The organism is Mitsuaria sp. CC2 (assembly GCF_048957715.1).
In the GTDB taxonomy this organism is placed as follows: domain Bacteria; phylum Pseudomonadota; class Gammaproteobacteria; order Burkholderiales; family Burkholderiaceae_C; genus Roseateles.
In genome coordinates, this window is sequence record NZ_JARVXN010000017.1 from 1 (window position 1) to 23,451 (window position 23,451).

Here is a 23,451-nt window from a genome sequence, read left to right on the forward strand (position 1 = left end):
GTCTTGCCATGGTCAACGTGGCCAATCGTGCCCACGTTCACGTGCGGCTTGGTACGTTCAAACTTGCCTTTTGCCATTTCAATTCTCCAAAAAGAGCATCTGTCCGGTCTGTTGGTTTAGCGTTTCCGCAGTGTCCTGGAACCCCGGCGACCGGCAACCGGGAGGAATCACTGCGAAGACGATTCGATATCGAGAACGAAGCGAGCCGGCACTCGAAAGCACCGGCTCAGGTCATCACTTCGCGCGAGCAGTGACGATCGCGTCGGCGACGTTCTTAGGAGCTTCGCTGTAGTGCTTGAACTCCATCGTGTACGTCGCACGGCCTTGCGTGGCCGAACGCAGCGAGGTCGAGTAGCCGAACATCTCGGACAGCGGAACTTCCGCCTTGATGATCTTGCCGCCACCGACCATGTCGTCCATGCCCTGCACCATGCCGCGACGGCTGGACAGGTCACCCATCACCGTACCAGCATAGTCTTCCGGCGTTTCGACTTCCACGGCCATCATCGGCTCGAGGATGACCGGGCTGGCGCGACGGCAGGCTTCCTTGAAGCCCATCGAGGCGGCCATCTTGAACGCGTTTTCGTTCGAGTCCACATCGTGGTACGAACCGAAGGTCAGCGTGACCTTCACGTCCACGACCGGGTAGCCGGCCAGCACGCCGTTCGGCAGGCTGTCGATGACACCCTTCTCGACCGCGGGGATGAACTCGCGCGGCACCACGCCGCCCTTGATGGCGTCGACGAACTCGAAGCCCTTGCCGGCTTCTTGCGGTTCCAGCGAGAACACGACGTGGCCGTACTGGCCCTTGCCGCCCGACTGACGCACGAACTTGCCTTCGACGTCGGTCACCGGCTTGCGGACGGTTTCGCGGTAAGCCACCTGCGGCTTGCCCACGTTGGCTTCAACACCGAATTCGCGCTTCATGCGGTCGACGATGATTTCCAGGTGGAGCTCGCCCATGCCGGAAATGATGGTCTGGCCCGATTCTTCGTCGGTGCGCAGGCGGAAGGACGGATCTTCGGCAGCCAGGCGACCCAGCGCGATGCCCATCTTTTCCTGGTCAGCCTTGGTCTTCGGCTCGACAGCCTGCGAGATCACCGGCTCCGGGAAGACCATGCGCTCCAGCGTGATGATGCTGTCCGGATCGCACAGGGTTTCACCCGTCGTGACGTCCTTCAGGCCCACGCAAGCCGCGATGTCGCCCGCCAGAATTTCCTTGATTTCTTCACGCTGGTTGGCGTGCATCTGCAGGATCCGGCCGATACGTTCCTTCTTGCCGCGGACCGGGTTGTAGACGGTCGCGCCCGACTGCAGCACGCCCGAATAGACGCGCACGAAAGTCAGTTGGCCGACGTACGGGTCGGTCATCAGCTTGAAGGCCAGCGCCGAGAACTTCTCTTCGTCGGTGCGTTGACGCGTGATCGGCTGATCATCTTCGTCCGTGCCAGCCACCGGCGGGATGTCCAGCGGCGACGGCAGGAAGTCGATGACGGCGTCCAGCATGCGCTGCACGCCCTTGTTCTTGAACGCGGTGCCGCACAGCATCGGCTGGATCTCGGTCGCGATGGTCCGCTTGCGGATCGCGAGCTTGATCTCTTCCTCGGTCAGGTCGCCCGTCTCGAGGTACTTGTTCATCAGCTCTTCGGTGGCTTCGGCAGCGGCCTCGACCATCTTCTCGCGCCATTCCTGGGCGACTTCGACCAGGTCAGCGGGGATGTCTTCGAAGGTGAACTTCATGCCCTGGGACGCTTCGTCCCAGATGATGGCCTTCATCTTGAAGAGGTCCACCACGCCCTTGAAGTTTTCTTCCGCGCCGATGGGGATGACCACGGGCACGGGATTGGCCTTCAGGCGGGTCTTCATCTGGTCGACGACCTTGAAGAAGTTCGCGCCGGTGCGGTCCATCTTGTTGACGAACGCCAGGCGGGGCACCTTGTACTTGTTGGCTTGGCGCCAGACGGTTTCCGACTGGGGCTGCACGCCACCGACGGCGCAGTACACCATGCAGGCGCCGTCCAGGACGCGCATCGAACGCTCGACTTCAATCGTGAAGTCGACGTGTCCGGGGGTGTCGATGATGTTGAAGCGATGCTCAGGGTAGGACATGTCCATGCCCTTCCAGAAGCAGGTCGTCGCGGCCGACGTGATCGTGATGCCGCGCTCTTGTTCCTGCTCCATCCAGTCCATCGTGGCAGCGCCGTCGTGCACTTCACCGATCTTGTGGTTCACACCGGTGTAATACAGGATGCGTTCCGTCGTGGTGGTCTTGCCGGCATCGATGTGCGCCGAGATACCGATGTTGCGGTAGCGCTCGATGGGGGTCTTGCGGGACATGGTGTCACTCCAAATGCATGGAGCCGCCATCGGGTCAGTAGTAACCCGAGGCGGCCAGAGAGGTCTTGATTAGAAGCGGAAGTGCGAGAACGCCTTGTTGGCGTCTGCCATGCGGTGGACTTCATCGCGCTTCTTCATCGCGCCACCACGGCCTTCGGAGGCCTCCAGCAGTTCGTTGGCCAGACGTTGGGCCATCGACTTCTCACCGCGCTTGCGCGCGGATTCCTTCAACCAGCGCATGGCGAGGGCCAGACGGCGGACGGGGCGAACTTCCACGGGAACTTGGTAGTTCGCACCGCCAACGCGGCGGGACTTCACTTCGACCATGGGCTTCACGTTGTTGATCGCGATCATGAAGATCTCGAGCGGGTCCTTGCCGGACTTGTTCTCGACCTGTTCCAGGGCACCGTAAATGATGCGCTCTGCGACAGCCTTCTTGCCCGATTCCATGATGACGTTCATGAACTTGGACAGATCAACGCTACCGAACTTCGGGTCCGGGAGGATCTCGCGCTTGGGTACTTCGCGACGACGTGGCATGGATTCTTCCTTCAATGCTTCAGTTGGTCAGGGCCTTCGCCCCGCCGGGGATCTCCACCGACATCTGGGGGGATCCACTTACTCGGCTGCCGGTGCACAGGCACTCGGGCCGCAAAAATTCGATGACCTCTCGGCCACCAAGACCTTGGCTGTTGAGCCTTACTTCTTCGGACGCTTCGCGCCGTACTTGGAACGCGACTGCTTGCGATCCTTGACGCCTTGCAGGTCGAGCGAACCGCGCACGATGTGGTAACGCACACCCGGCAAGTCCTTGACCCGGCCGCCGCGCACGAGCACGACGCTGTGCTCTTGCAGGTTGTGGCCTTCACCGCCGATGTACGAGATGACCTCGAAACCGTTGGTCAGGCGCACCTTGGCGACCTTACGAAGCGCCGAGTTCGGCTTCTTCGGGGTGGTGGTGTACACGCGGGTGCAGACGCCACGACGTTGCGGGCACGACTGCATGGCCGGCGACTTGGATTTCGTCACCTCGGTCTCACGACCGTGGCGAACGAGCTGATTGATGGTTGGCATAAGTAACTTGTTCCCGTTTGAAGTCACAACCCCAGCGCACCCTGGCCTTCCGGAAACCCGCGATATCGAGGGCCTTCCACAAGCGACAAAAGCGCAGCGCCTTGCGGCACCACGCTCGAATCAACCCCGGTCCGGTTCGAAACCTGGACTCGGGACGCATCAAGACATGCTGGAGAGCCGGCGATTGTAGGCGAGTTCATCCCGAACACACAAGGCGCTATGCTCCCGGACCCTATGAACGACGCCGCTTCCACTGCTTTTCCGCTGCTTCCGGACAACGCCGACACCCCTGCGCCACTGGTCATCCTGGACACGCAGATCGTGATGGACTGGCTGGTTTTCGACGAAACCACCCTGGCGCCCTTGATCGCGGCCGTAGTAAGCCGGCGCTTACATTGGACCGCCACGCTGGCCATGAAGGCGGAGCTTCTCCATGTGATCGGCCGCGGCGTGGCCGCGCGCTATGCACCCGATCCCGCTCGCATCGATGACGCCTTCCAACAGCATTGCCGCTTCGTGAACGAGCCGGAACTCGGCATCGCGCGCCCGCGCTGTAGTGACACCGACGACCAGAAGTTCATCGATCTCGGCCTGGCCTTGGCCGCCTCGCGCCCGACGAGCCTCATCTCCCGCGATAGGGCCGTCCTCAAGGTAGCCAAACGCGCGGCGAAGCTTGGACTTCCCATTTTGTCTCCCGCTGCCTGGCTGAAGCTGAACGCCGCGACGTCTTCCAGCTGATTCCGGTGCGCCAAAGAAAAAGGCTGCCGCCCTTTCGGGACGGCAGCCTTCGGATCAAGCCGCGAGCGGCTCGATGTCCTTGCGCTTACTCGCTGGCGCCGGCGTCGCTGGCCGCGTCAAGCGCGGACAGCTGCACGGCCGCCATTTCCTCGGCCTCCTGGATGGCGATGGAACGGCGCTCGGCATCGTCCATCTCTTCCTTGGCGCGACGCGCCTGGTGGAAGGCCATGCCGGTACCGGCGGGGATCAGGCGACCCACGATGACGTTCTCCTTCAGACCACGGAGTTCGTCGCGCTTGCCCATGATCGCGGCTTCGGTCAGCACGCGGGTCGTTTCCTGGAACGACGCCGCGGAGATGAACGAGTCCGTCGACAGAGAAGCCTTCGTGATACCCAGCAGCACGTCGGCATGCGTGACCGTCAGCTTGCCCTCGCTGCGCAGGCGGTCGTTGGTGTCCAACAGTTCCGAACGCTCGACCTGCTCGCCGGCGATGTAGGCCGAGTCGCCCGGGTTGACGATCTGCACGCGACGCAGCATCTGGCGAACGATCACCTCGATGTGCTTGTCGTTGATCTTCACGCCCTGCAGACGGTACACGTCCTGCACTTCGTCGACGATGTAGCGCGCCAGTTCTTCGATACCCAACAGACGCAGGATGTCCTGCGGATCGGCCGGGCCGTCGACCACCAGTTCGCCGCGGTTCACCACCTGGCCTTCGTGCACCAGGATGTTCTTTTCCTTGGGCACCAGCAGCTCGTGCTTGCGACCTTCCGGATCGGTGATCTCGAGGCGGACCTTGCCCTTGGTCTCCTTGCCGAACGAGACCGTACCGGTCTGTTCCGCCAGGAAGCCGGCATCCTTCGGCGAGCGGGCTTCGAAGAGCTCGGCCACGCGCGGCAGACCGCCGGTAATGTCGCGAGTCTTCTGACCTTCCACCGGGATACGTGCCAGCACTTCACCAGGCGCCAGTTCCTGTCCGTCGCGGATCTGGACCAGCGAGCCGACCTGGAAGCCGATCGTCACCGAGTGATCGGTGGCGGGGATCTTCACTTCCTGGCCGTTGGCGTCCAGCAGCTTGACCTGCGGGCGGATGACCTTGGCAGCGCCGCGGCGCTTCGGGTCGATCACGACCAGCGTGGAGAGGCCCGTCACTTCGTCGACCTGCTTGGCCACGGTGACACCTTCCTCGACGTTCTCGAACTTCGCCTGGCCGGCGAATTCCGTGATAATCGGGCGGGTCAGCGGATCCCAGGTGGCCAGGATCAGGCCGGCCTTGACGGTCTGGTCAGCCTTGATGTTCAGCAATGCGCCGTACGGCACCTTGTGACGCTCGCGCTCACGGCCGTGCGGATCCGAGATGACGATTTCGCCGGAACGCGAAATCACCACCAGCTCGCCCTTGCCGTTCGTCACATAGCGCATCGTGGCGTTGAAACCGATGATGCCGTCCGACTTCGCTTCCACGCTGGAGGCCACCGCCGCACGCGACGCCGCGCCACCGATGTGGAAGGTCCGCATCGTCAGCTGGGTGCCAGGTTCGCCGATCGACTGCGCGGCGATGACGCCCACTGCTTCGCCGGTATTCACCATGCCGCCGCGACCCAGGTCACGGCCGTAGCACTTGGCGCAGAGACCGAAGCGCGTGGCACAGGTCAGCGGGGTGCGGACCTTGACCTCGTCCACGCCGGCAGCTTCCAGCATGTCCAGGATGTCTTCGTCCAGCATGTTGCCGGCGGTCAGCAGAACGCCTTGCGTTTCAGGATGCACGACGTCGATCGCAGCCACACGACCCAGGATGCGGTCACGCAGGGACTCGATCACCTCACCGCCTTCCACCAGCGCGCGCATGTTGATGCCGTTGTCCGTGCCGCAATCGGTCTCGGTCACGACCAGATCCTGCGTCACGTCGACCAGACGACGGGTCAGGTAACCCGAGTTCGCGGTCTTCAGCGCCGTGTCCGCCAGGCCCTTACGAGCACCGTGGGTGGAGATGAAGTACTGCAGAACGTTCAGGCCTTCGCGGAAGTTCGCCGTGATCGGCGTCTCGATGATGGAGCCGTCCGGCTTCGCCATCAGGCCACGCATGCCGGCCAGCTGACGGATCTGCGCCGCGGAACCCCGCGCGCCCGAGTCGGCCATCATGTAGATCGAGTTAAACGATTCCTGCTCGACTTCCTTGCCGTTGCGGTCCAGGATCTTTTCCTTGGACAGCTGCGACATCATGACCTTGCCGACCTCGTCACCGGTCTTGCCCCAGATGTCGACGACCTTGTTGTAGCGCTCGCCGGCCGTCACGAGACCCGAGACGTACTGCTGCTCGATCTCCTTGACTTCCTTCTCGGCGCGGTCGATCAGCTCGGCCTTCTGCTTGGGCACGAGCATGTCGTCGATGGCGATCGAGATGCCCGCGCGCGTGGCCAGCTTGAAACCGGACTGCAGCAGCTTGTCTGCCAGCACCACGGTTTCCTTCAGGCCGCACTTGCGGAAGGACGTGTTGATCAGCCTGGAGATTTCCTTCTTCTTCAACGCCTTGTTGATGTTGGAGAAGGGAAGGCCCTTGGGCAGGATCTCGGACAACAGCGCGCGACCGACGGTCGTGTCGGTCAGCTTGGTCTGGGCGACCCATTCCTCGCCGTCCTTGACGTACTCGGTCAGACGCACGCTGATCTTGGCGGTGATCTCCACCGCGCCGTTTTCCAGCGCGCGGATCATCTCGGGGATGTCCGAGAAGACCATGCCCTCGCCCTTGCCGTTGGTGCGTTCGCGGGTGGCGTAGTACAGACCCAGCACCACGTCCTGCGACGGCACGATCGACGGCTCGCCCGACGCGGGGAACAGCACGTTGTTCGACGCCAGCATCAGCACGCGGGCTTCCATCTGCGCTTCGATCGACAGCGGCACGTGGACAGCCATCTGGTCACCGTCGAAGTCGGCGTTGAACGCAGCGCAGACCAACGGGTGCAGCTGGATCGCCTTGCCTTCGATCAGCACCGGCTCGAACGCCTGGATGCCCAGGCGGTGCAGCGTCGGCGCACGGTTCAGCAGGACCGGGTGCTCCTTGATGACCTCTTCCAGGATGTCCCAGACAACGGGGGTGCCGCTCTCGACTTCCTTCTTCGCGGCCTTGATCGTGGTCGCGATGCCCATCGCTTCCAGGCGCGAGAAGATGAAGGGCTTGAACAGCTCCAGCGCCATCAGCTTCGGCAGGCCGCACTGGTGCAGCTTGAGCGTCGGGCCCACGGTGATGACCGAACGGCCCGAGTAGTCGACGCGCTTGCCCAGCAGGTTCTGACGGAAGCGACCGCTCTTGCCCTTGATCATGTCGGCCAGCGACTTGAGGGCACGCTTGTTCGCGCCGGTCATCGCCTTGCCGCGGCGACCGTTGTCCAGCAGCGAGTCGACGGCTTCCTGCAGCATGCGCTTTTCGTTGCGCACGATGATCTCAGGCGCCTTCAGCTCGAGCAGACGGGCCAGACGGTTGTTGCGGTTGATGACGCGGCGGTACAGGTCGTTCAGGTCCGACGTCGCGAAGCGGCCGCCATCCAGCGGCACCAGCGGACGCAGGTCCGGCGGCAGCACCGGCAGCACTTCCAGCACCATCCAGTTCGGCTTGATGCCCGAGCGCTTGAAGGCCTCCATCACCTTGAGGCGCTTGGAGTTCTTCTTGATCTTCAGCTCGGAGCCGGTCATGTCGTTGCGCAGGCGGTCGATCTCGACGTCGAGATCCATTTCCGCCAGCAGCTTCTGGATGCCTTCGGCGCCCATCAGCGCGATGAACTCGTCACCGAACTCGATGCGCTTCGCGTCGTAGTCGTCCTCGGACATGATGCTGAACTTCTTCAGCGGGGTCATGCCCGGATCCACCACGACGTACGCTTCGAAGTACAGCACGCGCTCGATGTCGCGCAGCGTCATGTCGAGCACCAGGCCCAGACGCGACGGCAGCGACTTCAGGAACCAGATGTGCGCGCAAGGAGCGGCCAGCTCGATGTGGCCCATGCGCTCACGGCGCACCTTGGTCTGGGTGACTTCGACGCCGCACTTCTCGCAGATCACGCCACGGTGCTTCAGGCGCTTGTACTTGCCGCACAGGCACTCGTAGTCCTTGATCGGGCCGAAGATCTTGGCGCAGAACAGGCCATCACGTTCCGGCTTGAACGTCCGGTAGTTGATGGTCTCGGGCTTCTTCACTTCACCGAACGACCACGAGCGGATCTTCTCGGGCGAGGCCAGCCCGATCTTGATCGCGTCGAAATGTTCGTCCGGCGTGAATTGCTTGAACAGGTCCAACAAACCCTTCATACGATTCTCCTGTTCTCTTTAGTTGCGCTCGAGCTCGATGTCGATGCCCAGCGAACGAATTTCCTTCACCAGCACATTGAACGACTCGGGCATGCCGGCTTCGATCGAGTGCTCGCCCTTGACGATGGACTCGTACACCTTCGTACGGCCGTTCACGTCGTCGGACTTGACCGTCAGCATTTCCTGCAGGATGTACGAAGCGCCGTAGGCTTCCAGCGCCCACACTTCCATCTCGCCGAAACGCTGTCCGCCGAACTGCGCCTTGCCGCCCAGCGGCTGCTGCGTGACCAGCGAGTACGGGCCGGTGGAGCGGGCATGCATCTTGTCGTCGACCAGGTGATGCAGCTTCAGCACGTGCATGTAGCCGATCGTCGTGGGACGCTCGAACTGCTCGCCGGTGCGGCCGTCATACAGGAAGGCCTGCGTGCGGGTAGGCGTGAGCCCCTTCTTCGCGGCGATGTCGTCCGGGTAGGCCAGCTTCAGCATCGCGCGGATCTCGCTTTCCTTCGCGCCGTCGAAGACGGGGGTCGCGAAGGTGGCGCCGTGCTGCAGGTTCTGGGCCATGCCGAGGATCTCGTCGTCGCTCAGTTGCGCCAGCTCCTCGGACTTGCCGCCGTTCTGGTTGAACAGCTGGTCCATGAAGTCGCGCAGCTCGGCCACGCGGGCCTCGCGCTGCAGCATGTCGCCGATGCGTTGACCGATGCCCTTGCCGGCCCAGCCCAGATGGACTTCCAGCACCTGGCCCACGTTCATCCGCGACGGGACGCCCAGCGGGTTCAGCACGATGTCGGCAGGCGTGCCGTCGGCCATGTAGGGCATGTCCTCGATCGGGGTGATCTTGGACACGACGCCCTTGTTGCCGTGACGGCCGGCCATCTTGTCGCCAGGCTGCAGGCGGCGCTTGACGGCCAGGTAGACCTTGACCATCTTCAGCACGCCGGCCGGCAGCTCGTCGCCTTGCGTCAGCTTCTTGCGCTTCTCGTCATAGGCGAGGTCGAAGCTGTGACGGGTCTGCTCCAGCGAGTTCTTGATCGACTCCAGCTGGTTGGCGATGTCGTCCTCGGCGGGACGGACGTCGAACCAGTGGAACTTCTCGACCTCGGCCAGGTAGTCCTTCGAGATGACGGTGCCCTTGGTGATCTTCTTCGGACCGCCATTGGCGATCTTGTTCACCAGCAGCTTCTCGACACGGTCGAACGCGTCGGCTTCCACGATGCGCAGCTGGTCGTTCAGGTCCAGGCGGAAGCGCTTCAGCTCGTCGTCGATGATCTGCTGGGCGCGCTTGTCGCGCTGGATGCCTTCGCGGGTGAACACCTGCACGTCGATGACCGTGCCGTTGGTGCCCTGGTCCACGCGCAGCGACGTGTCCTTCACGTCCGAAGCCTTCTCGCCGAAGATCGCGCGCAGCAGCTTCTCTTCCGGCGTCAGCGTGGTCTCGCCCTTGGGCGTGACCTTGCCGACCAGCACGTCGCCCGGGTTGACCTCGGCACCGATGTACACGATGCCGGATTCGTCCAGACGAGCCAGTTGCTGTTCGCTCAGGTTCGGGATGTCGCGGGTGATTTCCTCGCTGCCCAGCTTCGTGTCACGGGCCATGACCACCAGTTCCTCGATGTGGATCGAGGTGTAGCGGTCTTCGGCCACCACGCGTTCGGAGATCAGGATCGAGTCTTCGAAGTTGTAGCCGTTCCACGGCATGAACGCGACCAGCATGTTCTGGCCCAGCGCCAGCTCACCCAGGTCGGTCGATGCGCCGTCGGCAATGATGTCTTCCGCGCCGACCTTGTCGCCACGCTTGACGATCGGACGCTGGTGGATGTTGGTGTTCTGGTTGCTACGCTGATACTTGATCAGGTTGTAGATGTCGACACCAACTTCACCGGCCACGGTCTCGTCGTCGTTCACGCGGATCACGATGCGGTTCGTGTCGACGTAATCGACCACACCGCCGCGGCGCGCCGCGACCACCGTGCCCGAGTCCTTCGCGGCCACGCGCTCGACGCCCGTGCCCACGAACGCCTTTTCAGGACGCAGGGTCGGAACGGCCTGACGCTGCATGTTGGCGCCCATCAGCGCGCGGTTCGCGTCGTCGTGCTCCAAGAAAGGCACCAGCGAGGCCGCGACCGACACGATCTGCGTCGGCGCCACGTCCATGTACTGGATGCGTTCCGGCGAGGTCAGCACCGATTCGCCGTTCTCACGCGCGGAGACCAGCTCGTCGACCAGTTGACCGCCTTCGTTCAGCGACGCGTTCGCCTGGGCGATCACGTACTTGCCTTCTTCGATGGCCGACAGGTAGTCGATCTGGTTGGTGACCTTCGAGTCCACCACGCGGCGGTACGGGGTCTCCAGGAAGCCGTACTCGTTCAGGCGCGCATACAGCGCCAGCGAGTTGATCAGGCCGATGTTCGGGCCTTCCGGCGTTTCGATCGGGCAGACGCGGCCATAGTGGGTCGGGTGCACGTCGCGGACTTCGAAGCCGGCGCGCTCGCGGGTCAGACCGCCCGGGCCCAGGGCCGAGACGCGACGCTTGTGCGTGATCTCGGACAGCGGGTTGGTCTGGTCCATGAACTGCGACAGCTGCGACGCACCGAAGAACTCCTTCAGCGCCGCGGAGATCGGCTTGGAGTTGATCAGGTCGTGCGGCATCAGGGCTTCGGTCTCGGCCTGGCCCAGACGTTCCTTGACGGCCTTCTCGATACGGGCCAGACCCGAGCGGTACTGGTTTTCGGCCAGTTCGCCGACGCAGCGGACGCGACGGTTGCCCAGGTGGTCGATGTCATCGACCTCGCCGCGGCCATTGCGCAGCTCGACCAGGATCTTGACGACGTCGAGGATGTCCTCGTTCGACAGCGTCATCGCACCGGTCGGGATGTCGCGGCCCACGCGGGCGTTGAACTTCATCCGGCCGACGCGCGACAGGTCGTACGTGTCCTCGCTGTAGAACAGGCGGTTGAACAGCGCCTCGACCGCGTCTTCGGTCGGCGGCTCGCCGGGGCGCATCATGCGATAGATCGCGACGCGGGCGGCCAGCTGATCGGCGGTCTCGTCCGAGGCCAGCGTCTGGCTGATGTACGCGCCTTCGTCCAGCTCGTTCGTGAACAGCGCCTGGATGTCCTTGATGCCGGCGCCGCGCAGCTTCTTCAGCAGCGAGTCGGTCAGCTCATCGTTGGCCTTGGCGATGATCTCGCCCGTGTCCGGGTCGACCATGTTCTTGGCCAGCACGCGGCCGAGCAGGAAGTCTTCCGGCACGGTCACATGCTGCGTGCCGGACTGCTCCAGCTGACGCACGTGACGGGCGGTGATGCGCTTGTCCTTCTCGACCAGCACGTTGCCGCTCTTGTCGGTGATGTCGAAGCGCGCAACTTCCCCTTTCAGGCGTTCGGCCACGAACTCCATCTGGGCGCCCGAGTCCATCAGGCGGAAATTGTCGAAGACGAAGAAGTGCGCCAGGATCTGCTCGGGATTCAGGCCGATGGCCTTGAGCAGGATCGTGACCGGCATCTTGCGGCGACGGTCGACGCGGAAGTACAGGATGTCCTTCGGGTCGAACTCGAAGTCCAGCCACGAGCCGCGATACGGAATGATGCGGGCCGAGAACAGCAGCTTGCCGGACGAGTGGGTCTTGCCCTTGTCGTGTTCGAAGAACACGCCGGGCGAGCGGTGCAGCTGCGAGACGATGACGCGCTCGGTGCCGTTGATGATGAACGAGCCGTAGTCGGTCATGAGCGGCACTTCGCCCATGTAGACCTCTTGCTCCTTGATCTCCTTGACCGTCTTCGGCTGCGGGCTTTCCCGGTCGTAGATGATCATCTGCAGCTTCGCGCGGACGGCCGCGGCGAAGGTCAGACCGCGCTGCTGGCATTCGCGAACGTCGAACGGCGGCTTGGCGATGTTGAATTCGAGGAACTTCATTTCCACGAACCCGTTGTGCGACGTGATCGGGAACGTGGAGAGGAACGCCGCTTGCAGGCCTTCCGGTTTGCGCTTCAGGGGCGCGACATCCTTTTGCAGGAAGTCGACATACGACTCCTTCTGCATGGTCAGCAGGTACGGAACGTTGAGCACGCTCACGCGCTTGCCGAAGCTCTTGCGGATTCGCTTGCGCTCGGTGTAGCTGTAGGGGGTTGCTTGCGCCATAAAGACTCCGTGTCGAGCGCGCCCCTGGCCTGGAGGCGCGCTGCGTCGGCGACTGGCTGTTCGGGCGTTGCACCACGAAGCTTGGTGGTTGGCCACTACCAACCGCTGGCGGACAACCCCGATCACCGAGCGGCACGGAGGGCGTTGCACCCCACGCGTGACGCACGGCTTGACCGCGGTCCGACCAAACCGTTCTCTGCAGTCGGATCAGAGAACACTCGAAAGAACCGTGCATGATACAGCACGATGCTTTCGATTGCACTTTGTCAACCGAAACCGCCCCAGGACAAACCCTGAAACGAGGAAAGGGGAGGCCCCATGGGGCCACCCCTCTCGCGGTGCGGAACCCGGTGAACAGGTCACCGGATCCCCACAAGGTCTTACTTGAGTTCGACCTTGGCGCCGGCTTCTTCCAGCTTCTTCTTGGCGGCTTCGGCGTCGGCCTTGGCGATGCCTTCCTTGACGGGCTTCGGAGCGCCGTCGACCAGGTCCTTGGCTTCCTTCAGGCCCAGGCCGGTGATTTCGCGAACGGCCTTGATGACCGAGACCTTCTGAGCGCCGGCGTCGGTCAGGACGACGGTGAACTCGGTCTTTTCTTCAGCGGCGGCAGCGCCACCGGCGGCAGCGCCACCAGCAGCCGGAGCGGCCATCGAAGCGGCGGACACGCCGAACTTCTCTTCAATCGCCTTGACCAGGTCGTTCAGTTCCAGAACGGTCATGCTGTCCAGGGCAGCCAGGAAAGCGTCTTTGTCGAATGCCATGATAGGTTCCTAAATACAGAGAGATTTGAATGCGCGAATGCAGCGTCGATCAGGCCGCGGCGCCAGCTTCTTCGGCAACGGCTTCGGCGCCGCCACCCTTCTGCTGAGCCAGGGCAGCCAGCACGGCCGCGGTGCGTTGCACCGGCGACTTGAGCAGGCCGGCGATCTGCGACAGCAGGACTTCCTTGCTCGGGACAGCCGCCAGCGCCTTCACGCCATTGACGTCCAGAGCCTTGCCGCCGTAGGCACCACCCTTGATGACGAGCTTGTCGTTGGTCTTGGCAAAGTCAGCGATGACTTTGGCAGCCGCGACAGCGTCTTCGGAAAAGCCGTAGATCAGCGGGCCGACCATGGCGTCCGTTGCAGCCTCGAACGAGGTGCCGGCGACAGCACGACGTGCCAGGGTGTTCTTCAGGACATGAAGGTACACGCCTTGGGCACGCGCGGTGACGCGCAGCTTGTTCAGGGCTTCAACGGTGAGGCCACGATACTCAGCCAACGCCAGCGTCTGGGACTTGGCGGCTTGCGCTGCCACGTCGGACACGACGGCTGCTTTCTCGTTGCGATTGAGACTCAAGGTCTACTCCTCACATTTCGCCCTCGATGCGATGGTTGAGCATCGCGTCTCGGGCACCGGAATCAGCGACCTCCTGTCAGGAACCCACCGCGACGAATCGCGATTCGAATCCTTTCAGCGGGACCGCCATCTGCGCTGGCCGGAAGCGGAAGCCTCCGATTAAGCAATTTCCCCAGAACTGCGGGATCTCTCGCCAGCGGTCTTGGATGACCTGACCGGATGATTCCGGCCAGCCCACCAATTCATCGGCATCGCGCCAGACTCGCGCGACGCCTCAATTGAATGCAGCTTAGGCGGCGGCCGCGGCGTTGATCGTGCCGACGTCCACGCGGGCGCCAACGCCCATCGTCGACGAGACAGCGATCTTGCGGAGGTAGATGCCTTTGCTCGAGGCCGGCTTGGCCTTGTTCAGGGCTTCGACCAGCGCGCGCAGGTTGCCTTCCAGCTTGTCGGTGTCGAACGAGCGACGGCCGATCGTGCCGTGGATGATGCCGGCCTTGTCGACGCGGAACTGCACCTGACCGGCCTTGGCGTTCTTGACGGCGCCAGCGACGTCGGGCGTCACGGTGCCGACCTTGGGGTTCGGCATCAGGCCGCGCGGGCCCAGGATCTGACCCAGGGTACCGACGATACGCATGGTGTCCGGCGAGGCGATGACGACGTCGAAGGGCATGTCGCCCGCCTTGACGCGTTCGGCCAGGTCTTCCATGCCGACGACGTCAGCGCCGGCGGCCTTGGCTTCTTCAGCCTTGGCGCCTTGGGCGAAAACGGCGACGCGCGTGGTCTTGCCGATGCCGTTGGGCATCACGACGGCGCCACGGACCACCTGGTCCGACTTCTTGGCGTCGACGCCCAGCTGGATCGACACGTCGATGGCTTCATCGAACTTGGCGGTGGCGCATTCCTTGACCAGGTTGAGCGCGTCGGACAACGCGTACAGCTTGGTCGATTCCACCTTGCCCTGCAGGGCTTGTTGACGCTTGGTCAGCTTGGCCATGTCAGACACCTTCCACGATGATGCCCATCGAGCGGGCGGAGCCGGCGATGGTACGGACAGCGGCATCCATGTCGGCGGCCGTCAGGTCCTTCTGCTTGGTCTTGGCGATCTCTTCCAGCTGGGCGCGGGTCAGCTTGCCGACCTTGTCCAGATGGGGGCGCTGCGAGCCCTTGTCGATCTTGGCTGCCTTCTTGATCAGCACGGTCGCCGGGGGCGACTTGATGATGAAGGTGAAGCTCTTGTCCGCGAAGGCGGTGATCACGACGGGCAGCTTGAGGCCCGGCTCATAGCTCTGCGTCTGGGCGTTGAACGCCTTGCAGAATTCCATGATGTTCAGACCACGCTGACCCAGCGCGGGACCGACCGGCGGCGACGGGTTCGCCTTGCCAGCCGGGATTTGCAGCTTGATGTAGCCGACAATCTTCTTGGCCATGTTTTCTCCTGATGGCAACGCGACGGCCACGCCGCATCGCCTGAGTGCTAACGCAAGGGGCTGGTCAGAGACTTACCCTTGCTCCTCTTGTCCGCCTCTCGTTGCGGACTGGTCACGGAAGGGTGTGCCGGCTTGCGCCGTCGAGCACCTTCAAGCTCATATTCCTGAAACCACCGATGGCGGCCAAGGCCGCCATGTCGCTTCTTGCGCGATCAGACCTTCTCGACCTGGGCGAAGTCCAGTTCGACGGGCGTCGCACGGCCGAAGATCGTGACCGAGACGCGCAGCTTCGACTTGTCGTAGTTGACTTCCTCGATGCTGCCGTTGAAGTCGGTGAACGGGCCTTCCTTGACGCGGACGACCTCGCCGACGATCCACTCGACCTTGGGGCGCGGCTTGTCCACGCCCTCTTGCATCTGGTTGACGATCTTCATGACCTCGGCTTCCGAGATCGGCGCCGGACGGTTCTTTGCGCCACCGACGAAGCCAGTGACCTTGGACGTGTGCTTGACCAGGTGCCAGCTGTCGTCATCCATGAACATCTCGACCAGGACGTAGCCCGGGAAGAAGCGGCGCTCGGTCACGGCCTTCTTGCCGTTCTTCAGCTCGACGACTTCTTCGGTCGGCACCAGGATGCGGCCGAACTTGTCCTGCATGCCGGCGCGATCGATGCGTTCGCGCAGGTTGCGTTCGACCGCCTTCTCCATGCCGGAATAGGCGTGGACGACGTACCAGCGCTTGGCCGGGCCAGCGGGCGCGGTCGACTCGGTCGCAACGACGTTTTGATCTTCGCTCATCTTGGTCCCTATCCGTTCTCGCTCAGCGCTTCCAACCCAGGATCAGGTCGTAGAACACCCACTCCAGCGTCTTGTCGGTGAGCCACAGGAACAGCGCCATCACCACGACGAACACGAACACATACAGGGTCATCTGGCCGGCTTCCTTGCGGGTCGGCCAGACCACCTTGCCCACTTCCTTGATCGAATCCTGACCGTAGGCGATCAGCGACTTGCCGGACTCCGACGTGAAGAACGCGGCCACGGCGGCAGCCAGCAGCGCCAGCAGGGCGCCCCACTGCACCCACGGGCCTTGCTTGCTCAGCACATAGAACGCCACGATCGCCGCGACCAGCAGCACCACGGCGCCGGCCAGCTTGACCTTGTCGGCGCCCGTCGTGACGGTTTCGACTTGAGGATTGGACATTGAACTCACTTCCGTGCCACGACGCTGTGTCGCGGCATTCACCCACCCAAACATTTGAGCGGATCCACCAGCACCAAAGCCCGCCGAGATGACTCCCGCGGGCTTGGCTTGACCACCAGGACCAACGTTCGCTTATCGCTGATCGTTGGCAGGGGCAGAGGGTCTCGAACCCCCAACCTTCGGTTTTGGAGACCGACGCTCTGCCAATTGAGCTATGCCCCTGTGGCCTCTGACTTGAATTACTCGATGATCGTTGCCACGACGCCCGAGCCGACGGTACGACCGCCTTCACGGATGGCGAAGCGCAGACCTTGCTCCATGGCGATCGGAGCGATCAGCTTCACGGTGATGCTGACGTTGTCGCCAGGCATGACCATTTCCTTGTCCTTCGGCAGCTCCACGGCACCGGTCACGTCCGTCGTGCGGAAGTAGAACTGGGGGCGGTAGTTGTTGAAGAACGGGGTGTGACGGCCGCCCTCTTCCTTGCTCAGAACATAGATCTCAGCGGTGAAGTGGGTGTGCGGCTTGATCGAGCCGGGCTTGGCCAGCACCTGGCCGCGCTCGACGTCTTCACGCTTGGTGCCGCGCAGCAGGATACCGACGTTGTCGCCGGCTTGACCCTGGTCCAGCAGCTTGCGGAACATTTCCACGCCGGTCACGGTCGTCTTCTGGACTTCGCGGATACCGACGATCTCGATTTCCTCGCCGACCTTGATGATGCCGCGCTCGACACGACCCGTCACCACGGTGCCGCGGCCCGAGATCGAGAACACGTCTTCCACCGGCAGCAGGAACGCGCCGTCAACGGCACGGTCCGGTTGGGGGATGTAGGTGTCCAGCGCATCAGCCAGGCGCATGATGGCCTGTTCGCCCAGGTCGCCCGTGTCGCCTTCCAGCGCCAGCTTGGCCGAGCCCTTGATGATCGGCGTGTCGTCGCCCGGGAAGTCGTACTTGCTCAGCAGCTCGCGGACTTCCATTTCCACCAGCTCCAGCAGCTCGGCGTCGTCCACCATGTCGCACTTGTTCAGGAAGACGATGATGAACTTCACACCGACCTGACGTGCCAGCAGGATGTGCTCGCGGGTCTGGGGCATCGGGCCGTCAGCGGCCGAGCACACCAGGATCGCGCCGTCCATCTGTGCCGCGCCCGTGATCATGTTCTTCACATAGTCAGCGTGCCCCGGGCAGTCAACGTGCGCGTAGTGGCGGTTGGCCGTCTCGTACTCGACGTGCGCCGTGTTGATCGTGATGCCACGCGCCTTTTCTTCCGGCGCCGCGTCGATCTGGTCGTACGCCTTGGCTTCGCCGCCGAACTTCTTCGACAGCACGGTCGCGATCGCGGCCGTCAGCGTGGTCTTGCCATGGTCAACGTGGCCAATCGTGCCCACGTTCACGTGCGGCTTGGTACGTTCAAACTTGCCTTTTGCCATCATGCGCTCCTGGCGATCAGATCAATCAAGAAACGGATAGAAGAGAGGTGGTGCCCATGGCGCGGATCGAACGCGCGACCTCTCCCTTACCAAGGGAGTGCTCTACCACTGAGCCACATGGGCATCGACACAGGATTGATGACCTTATCAGCAAACCTGTGTCGATCTCTCGACACGACACCTTCAACTTCCGATGGAGCGGGAAACGGGAATCGAACCCGTGTCATTAGCTTGGAAGGCTAAGGTTCTACCATTGAACTACTCCCGCCCGGGAGTTTTCCAATCCCAACCGCTCGAACCGCGAAACGGGTGGCGATCACCCGTCTCGTTGCTCTTGCATTGGTCTGCCTTGGTGGAGGAGGCTGGATTCGAACCAGCGTACGCGTTAGCGGGCAGATTTACAGTCTGCTGCCTTTAACCACTCGGCCACCCCTCCGAGGCAAGCCCACGACTATAGCACCGTTATTTTTTGGCGCAAACAAAAATTCCACCGGGAACTGCGTGCGTGCGATTGACGCTCTCCGGCAAGAGAGACTCTGCCCGACTTCCAGCCCGCCACGCAGCCGCCCTGAATGTGCCCCAGCACACACTCCGGCACGCGGTGACGCGGACCACTCCTAATACCAATTTGCGACCAAGTGGTCTCATAAAGCCACCCCGCCGCAGCGCGGCGCAGACCCTGACCTTGGACACCCGGACACCGCTGTCCATGCGGGTCGCGGCGATGCCACAGCAGGGAAAACACCGGCCTGAAACTGGTAGCAAAGTGGCTTTACCGCTCGTTATAGTGGCATGGCATTGGTTGCATTGAGGTGTATCGGGGGCGCCAGCTGCATGCCACTCCGCCGAAGGGTGTCGTGATTTCAGGTGCCAAGTCTTCATCACGGCCACAACTCCCTGGCCACTCGAGGAGCAGTTCATCATGAAGGTCAACAAGACCCCAATCGCGGCGGCGGTGACGCTGGCGCTGCTGAGCGCGGCGTTCGCCGTGCAGGCGCAGGAACAGAAGAAAGAAGAAAACACGCAGCTGGACCAGGTGGTGGTCACCGGCATCCGCGCATCGCTGCAGACGGCTGCCAACATCAAGAAGAACGCCAACGCGGTGGTGGATGCCGTGTCGGCCGAAGACGTGGGCAAGCTGCCTGATTCCGACGTCGGCCAGGCCCTCGGCCGCATCCCCGGCATCTCGGTCGGACGTGATTTCGGCGTCGGCGCCTCGGTGTCGATCCGCGGCACCGACCCACAGATGACGCTGACCACCCTGAACGGCCACAGCGTCGCGTCGACCGGCTGGTACGACCAGAAGGCGATCGACCGCTCATTCAACTACTCGCTGCTGCCGCCGGAGCTGATCGGCGGCATGGAGGTCTACAAGTCCTCCCAGGCCGACCTGACCGAAGGCGGCATCGGCGGCACCGTGATCGTCAAGACCCGCAAGCCCCTGGACCTGGACCCGAACGCGGTGTTCGTCAGCGTCAAGGGCGGCAAGGGCACGGTCAGCAAGGACTGGACCAAGGAAGTGTCCGGCCTGTACAGCTGGCGCGACAGCGGCAAGATGTTCGGCGTGCTGGTGTCGGGCGCACTGGAGCGCGGCGACTACATGCGCCGTGGCATCGAGGCCGACGGTCGCTGGTCCGGCGACGTGACGCCGGGCACCTTCGTGCAGGAACGCGAGCGCAAGGCGTTCAACGTCAGCCTGCAGGCGCGTCCGACCAAGAGCATCGACCTGGGCCTGAACTACACCCGCCTGGAGTACGACGCCGACGCGTCCAACACCACCCACTACCTGTACACGCTGCAGGATCCGGGCAAGGGTTACGCCAACACCAACGCCTGTGTGCAGCCGAGCCCGGATCCGGCGCTGCTGTGCCAGAAGACCAGCATTTCCCAGGCGGACGCGACCAGCACCTTCCTGCAGACCTGGGCGCGCGCCGCCAAGATGACCTCGGACACCGTGGTCGCGGAAGGCTCGTTCAAGGGCAGCAACTTCAAGGTTGAAGGCTCGGCCGGCACGACCAAGGCCGACGGCGGCACCTCGCTGACGACGAACTACAGCTACCTGGGCTGGGGCAACGCGCCGGGCCTGCCGAAGTGGTGGGGCACGACGGACGCGACCGGCAAGAAGATCTCGATCTCCCCCGGCCAGGACATGACCGTGCCGCTGAGCGCGCTGGGCGCGACCTCCACGCCGGAGTCCTGGGCGACCGCGCGCGGTCCCAACAAGGACAAGGAAGACTTCGCCCAGGCCGACGTGACCATCGATCTGGACTACAGCTTCCTGACCGCGTTCAAGGCCGGCGTCCGCGCCACCAAGCACACCTTCACGAAGGACGAATACCGTCCGACGATGGTGACCACGCCGGTCAGCGCCAGCACCGACTCCCTGTTCAGCGGCACCATTCCGATGGGCACGCCGGGCTGGAGCGTGCCCAAGCCCAACCTGGGCGCGATGTTCGCGCTGGCCAACGCGAACGTGGCGAGCTGGACCCAGTCGCGCGGCGGCTACGGCGAGATCGAGGAGAAGAACACCGCCCTGTACGGCATGTTCAACTTCGAGAAAGACGCGCTGCACGGCAACTTCGGCCTGCGCTACATCCGCACGAAGGCGAGCAACGACGCCTACGTGTTCGACGGCACGCCGCTGGCGGCCGGCGACGTCGCGCAGAACATCGGCTGGAGCACCACCAAGGCGCAGCAGAGCTCGTCCTACCACGACTGGCTGCCCAGCCTGAACGTGGTGTACGACCTGAACCGCAACACGCTGCTGCGCTTCGCCGCGTCGAAGGCGATCACGCGTCCGAACTACGACAACATGTTCGCCGGCGCCACGTTGGGCTGGAACGACCAGGTCCAGAACAACGAGACGGTCAACTACGGCACCCCGGCGCTGAAGCCGCAGTCGTCCAAGCAGGTCGACCTGGGCATCGAGTACTACTACGGCCGCGGCAACCTGATGTCGCTGGCGGTCTTCCACAAGAAGATCGACAACTTCATCACCACGACGACGCAGATCAACCAGCAGATCGGTCTGGTGAGCCCGGACACCGGCCTCGACAACTGGACGATCAACCGCTACATCAACGCGGGCGGCGGCAAGATCAACGGCATCGAAGCGCAGCTGAACCATTCGTTCGACAACGGCTTCGGCGTGATCGCGAACTACACGTTCACCGACGCGAAGGCGCCCAAGACGAGCTACCAGGACGAGCTGAACATGTTCACGCTGTCCTCGCGCCACAACTGGAACCTGGTGGGCTTCTACGAAACCGATGTCTACAGCGCGCGTCTGGCTTACAACTGGCGCTCGAAGTACATGGTTCGCGAGACCGGCTACTACGGCAACCGCATGCATGACGACTACGGCACGCTGGACCTGAGCCTGGGTTGGAACGTCACGAAGAACCTGCGCCTGAGCTTCGAGGCGATCAACCTGACCAAGGAAGACGACGTGCAGTACGGCGCCGCGGGTTCGAGCACCACGCTGCGCCAGTCGCTCAAGGGCGGTTACCCGGCCTGGTCCTTCATGGGCGAGACGACCTACCGCATCGGCCTGAACGCCAAGTTCTGATTCAGGAACATCTCCGAGGGTCTCCCGGCCCTCTTCAAGCCCGGCTCGTGCCGGGCTTTTTTGTTTCCGGATCAGAAGTCGACGAAGGTATTGACCGTGAGCCGCCCGTGGCGCGGGTCGTCACTGATGCTGAGCGTGGGGTTCACGCAGGCGGTGTGGATGAGCCCGCCCGAGTAGACGACCAGCCGGTTGAACTTCGCCGGCAGCCTGCCGAGGAATTCGAAGTGCTCATCGCCGGCGTCGAAGTAGCGCGGCGGCGGTGCCAGGCGCCCGATCTGCTCGCGCACTGATGCGCCGTAGCGTTCGGTGTCGTCGGCGGTGATCTGCTGAAGCCCGGTGGCCTTGTGCCGATAGAACCCCGTGCCGCCGTGGCGGCCGTCGCAGAGGTACAACAGGGCCGCCATGTAATTCGGCGCACTGGAGTCGAAATGCGGCACCCGCTGCAGCGGGCCCAGCCGCTCCGGCGGCAAGGTGGTAAGCGAGAACATGCACGGCGTCTTGCGCAGCGGCAGACTGTCGTCGATACCAAAGTTGATCCTGATGAGCGGATCCAGCAGGGACACCAGTTCCTGCGAATAGGCCTCGGGCGCGTTCGCGCGCATGCCGGGATAGCCTTTGCCCTCCGTCGCGCCGGGGCAGAGCTCGAACGCGCTGTCGCAGGCGGCCTGCACGAGCGCCTGCGGATCCTCGAGAAAGTCGTCGATCAGGAGGACCTGATGGCCGCCGACGGTGAGCGACTGCACGTCGGGCGGCATGCGGATGGAAAAGCTCATCGCCCGATTCTCCGTCCACGCGCCGGACGGCGCGTCGGGGTTCACACCTTGATGTAGAGGCGACGCGCGTCGAGCACGCGCACGATCGCCCACCAGACGGCGACGAACACCAGCGCGAAAGCGAGCGAGCGCCCGTACGGTCCGATGAGCGGCTCCAGCCAGCCGAAGCCATGCGCATAGAGCGGGCCCATCCCACCGAAGCTCTCGAGGAACACAGTGCTCATCCACGCGCCGGCGTAGGCGGCGATCGCGTTGACGCCGAAACTGCGGAACAGCGGCGGCCAGCCGAGGCGGTCGATCAAGGCGTGCGCACCGAGCAGTGCCAGCGCGGCGAGCCCGCCGGTGAACAGCACGAAGGATGGCGTCCAAAGGTTCTTGTTGATGGGCATCATGCCGATGGCATCGAGCGCGAACCCGGCCGCAGCGGCCGTCAGGCCGATGGCCGCGAGCCGTTTCAGCGCCCCGGCGCGCAGGGCTTCGCCGCAGCGCCAGCCGAGCAGTGTCGTCGCCAGCGCGCCGAGCGTCGACACGATGCCTTCGGGGTCGTGGCCGGCGCCGGTGGTCGCGTTCCATTCATAGCCATGGGAACCGAGCAGCCAGGCATCGATGCGGCTGGCGATGTTGCCGGCCTTGTCGAGCGGACCGCCCCACAGCAGCAGCGCGCCGTACCCGGCGAGCAGCGCCGCCAGCCACATGCGCTGGCCGGTCGCCCGCCACTGGATCGCGATCAATCCGGCGAAGGCGAAGCACAGCCCGATGCGCTGCAGCACGCCGGGAATGCGCAAGGCCGGCTTGCCCATCAGCCACCAGGCCAGCGCATGCAGCACCAGCCCGAGCGCCAGGATGCGCAACCCGCGCTTGATCACCGTGCCGCGCAGCGCATCGCCGCCGCCGGCCTCGATCCGCGCGCCCATCGCGAGGGACAGCGACACGCCCACGATGAACAGGAAGAACGGAAACACGAGGTCCGTCGGCGTCCAGCCGTTCCAGGCGGCGTGCTCCAGCGGCGCATAGACGTAGCCCCAGTCGCCGGGGTTGTTGACCAGCAGCATCGCGGCCACGGCCAGACCGCGCAGCGCGTCGACGGACGCGATGCGTTTCGAAGGAGCGTTCATGG

16 protein-coding genes, 4 tRNA genes and 1 pseudogene are annotated in these 23,451 nt (G+C 63.6%); 2 read left to right on the forward strand and 19 right to left on the reverse strand.

The window, feature by feature from the left end; translation table 11 throughout:
- The 4 genes and pseudogenes from PV762_RS12085 to rpsL form a co-directional block, all read right to left on the reverse strand.
- A pseudogene (locus PV762_RS12085) lies at window positions 1-77 on the reverse strand (elongation factor Tu); the annotation flags it as partial.
- 157 nt (window positions 78-234) lie between these two features.
- Window positions 235-2,337, reverse strand: coding sequence for an elongation factor G (gene fusA / locus PV762_RS12090; RefSeq protein WP_088409124.1), 2,103 nt, complete (start codon window positions 2,335-2,337; stop codon window positions 235-237).
- A 69-nt stretch (window positions 2,338-2,406) separates the two neighbouring features.
- A complete protein-coding gene (gene rpsG / locus PV762_RS12095; protein ID WP_088409123.1) occupies window positions 2,407-2,877 on the reverse strand; it encodes a 30S ribosomal protein S7 in 471 nt (156 codons plus the stop codon).
- 159 nt (window positions 2,878-3,036) lie between these two features.
- Window positions 3,037-3,411: a 30S ribosomal protein S12 gene (gene rpsL / locus PV762_RS12100; protein ID WP_067278874.1), complete on the reverse strand. Its 375-nt coding sequence runs from the start codon at window positions 3,409-3,411 to the stop codon at window positions 3,037-3,039.
- Between the two features lie 234 nt (window positions 3,412-3,645).
- Between rpsL and PV762_RS12105 the strand changes: the two genes are divergently transcribed.
- Complete coding sequence (locus tag PV762_RS12105) at window positions 3,646-4,149, forward strand: PIN domain-containing protein (protein WP_421035265.1); 504 nt, start codon at window positions 3,646-3,648, stop codon at window positions 4,147-4,149.
- A gap of 85 nt (window positions 4,150-4,234) precedes the next feature.
- Here PV762_RS12105 and rpoC read toward each other — a convergent pair whose 3' ends face one another.
- From rpoC to PV762_RS12170, 13 genes are all read right to left on the reverse strand, one after another.
- Window positions 4,235-8,452 carry a DNA-directed RNA polymerase subunit beta' gene (rpoC, locus tag PV762_RS12110; protein ID WP_421035267.1) on the reverse strand — a complete coding sequence of 1,406 codons (4,218 nt, stop codon included), beginning with the start codon at window positions 8,450-8,452 and terminating at the stop codon, window positions 4,235-4,237.
- Between the two features lie 18 nt (window positions 8,453-8,470).
- Window positions 8,471-12,592: a DNA-directed RNA polymerase subunit beta gene (gene rpoB / locus PV762_RS12115; protein WP_088409120.1), complete on the reverse strand. Its 4,122-nt coding sequence runs from the start codon at window positions 12,590-12,592 to the stop codon at window positions 8,471-8,473.
- Window positions 12,593-12,972: 380 nt separating this feature from the next.
- Window positions 12,973-13,353, reverse strand: a complete 381-nt coding sequence (rplL, locus tag PV762_RS12120; RefSeq protein WP_067278882.1) for a 50S ribosomal protein L7/L12 — start codon at window positions 13,351-13,353, stop codon at window positions 12,973-12,975.
- A gap of 49 nt (window positions 13,354-13,402) precedes the next feature.
- A complete protein-coding gene (rplJ, locus tag PV762_RS12125; protein ID WP_421035268.1) occupies window positions 13,403-13,930 on the reverse strand; it encodes a 50S ribosomal protein L10 in 528 nt (175 codons plus the stop codon).
- A 289-nt stretch (window positions 13,931-14,219) separates the two neighbouring features.
- Window positions 14,220-14,927, reverse strand: a complete 708-nt coding sequence (gene rplA, locus PV762_RS12130) for a 50S ribosomal protein L1 (RefSeq protein WP_421035269.1) — start codon at window positions 14,925-14,927, stop codon at window positions 14,220-14,222.
- 1 nt (window position 14,928) lies between these two features.
- Complete coding sequence (gene rplK / locus PV762_RS12135; RefSeq protein ID WP_088409117.1) at window positions 14,929-15,360, reverse strand: 50S ribosomal protein L11; 432 nt, start codon at window positions 15,358-15,360, stop codon at window positions 14,929-14,931.
- Window positions 15,361-15,572: 212 nt separating this feature from the next.
- Window positions 15,573-16,157, reverse strand: coding sequence for a transcription termination/antitermination protein NusG (nusG, locus tag PV762_RS12140; RefSeq protein WP_088409116.1), 585 nt, complete (start codon window positions 16,155-16,157; stop codon window positions 15,573-15,575).
- A gap of 22 nt (window positions 16,158-16,179) precedes the next feature.
- Entirely contained in the window at window positions 16,180-16,563 is a 384-nt protein-coding gene (gene secE / locus PV762_RS12145) for a preprotein translocase subunit SecE (RefSeq protein ID WP_088409115.1), read from the reverse strand.
- 146 nt (window positions 16,564-16,709) lie between these two features.
- Window positions 16,710-16,785, reverse strand: a tRNA-Trp gene (locus PV762_RS12150).
- 17 nt (window positions 16,786-16,802) lie between these two features.
- Window positions 16,803-17,993, reverse strand: coding sequence for an elongation factor Tu (gene tuf, locus PV762_RS12155; protein ID WP_377158110.1), 1,191 nt, complete (start codon window positions 17,991-17,993; stop codon window positions 16,803-16,805).
- A 48-nt stretch (window positions 17,994-18,041) separates the two neighbouring features.
- A tRNA-Thr gene (locus PV762_RS12160) sits at window positions 18,042-18,116 on the reverse strand.
- A 71-nt stretch (window positions 18,117-18,187) separates the two neighbouring features.
- A tRNA-Gly gene (locus PV762_RS12165) sits at window positions 18,188-18,261 on the reverse strand.
- 82 nt (window positions 18,262-18,343) lie between these two features.
- Window positions 18,344-18,429, reverse strand: a tRNA-Tyr gene (locus PV762_RS12170).
- Between the two features lie 486 nt (window positions 18,430-18,915).
- Here PV762_RS12170 and PV762_RS12175 point away from each other — a divergent pair.
- Entirely contained in the window at window positions 18,916-21,561 is a 2,646-nt protein-coding gene (locus tag PV762_RS12175; protein WP_421035271.1) for a TonB-dependent receptor, read from the forward strand.
- Between the two features lie 71 nt (window positions 21,562-21,632).
- Here the strand turns inward: PV762_RS12175 and PV762_RS12180 are convergent, their stop codons facing one another.
- Together PV762_RS12180 and PV762_RS12185 are read right to left on the reverse strand one after the other, a co-directional pair.
- A complete protein-coding gene (locus PV762_RS12180; RefSeq protein ID WP_421035272.1) occupies window positions 21,633-22,334 on the reverse strand; it encodes a DUF6445 family protein in 702 nt (233 codons plus the stop codon).
- A gap of 41 nt (window positions 22,335-22,375) precedes the next feature.
- Window positions 22,376-23,449: an acyltransferase family protein gene (locus PV762_RS12185; RefSeq protein WP_421035273.1), complete on the reverse strand. Its 1,074-nt coding sequence runs from the start codon at window positions 23,447-23,449 to the stop codon at window positions 22,376-22,378.
- Between the last annotated feature and the right edge of the window lie 2 nt (window positions 23,450-23,451).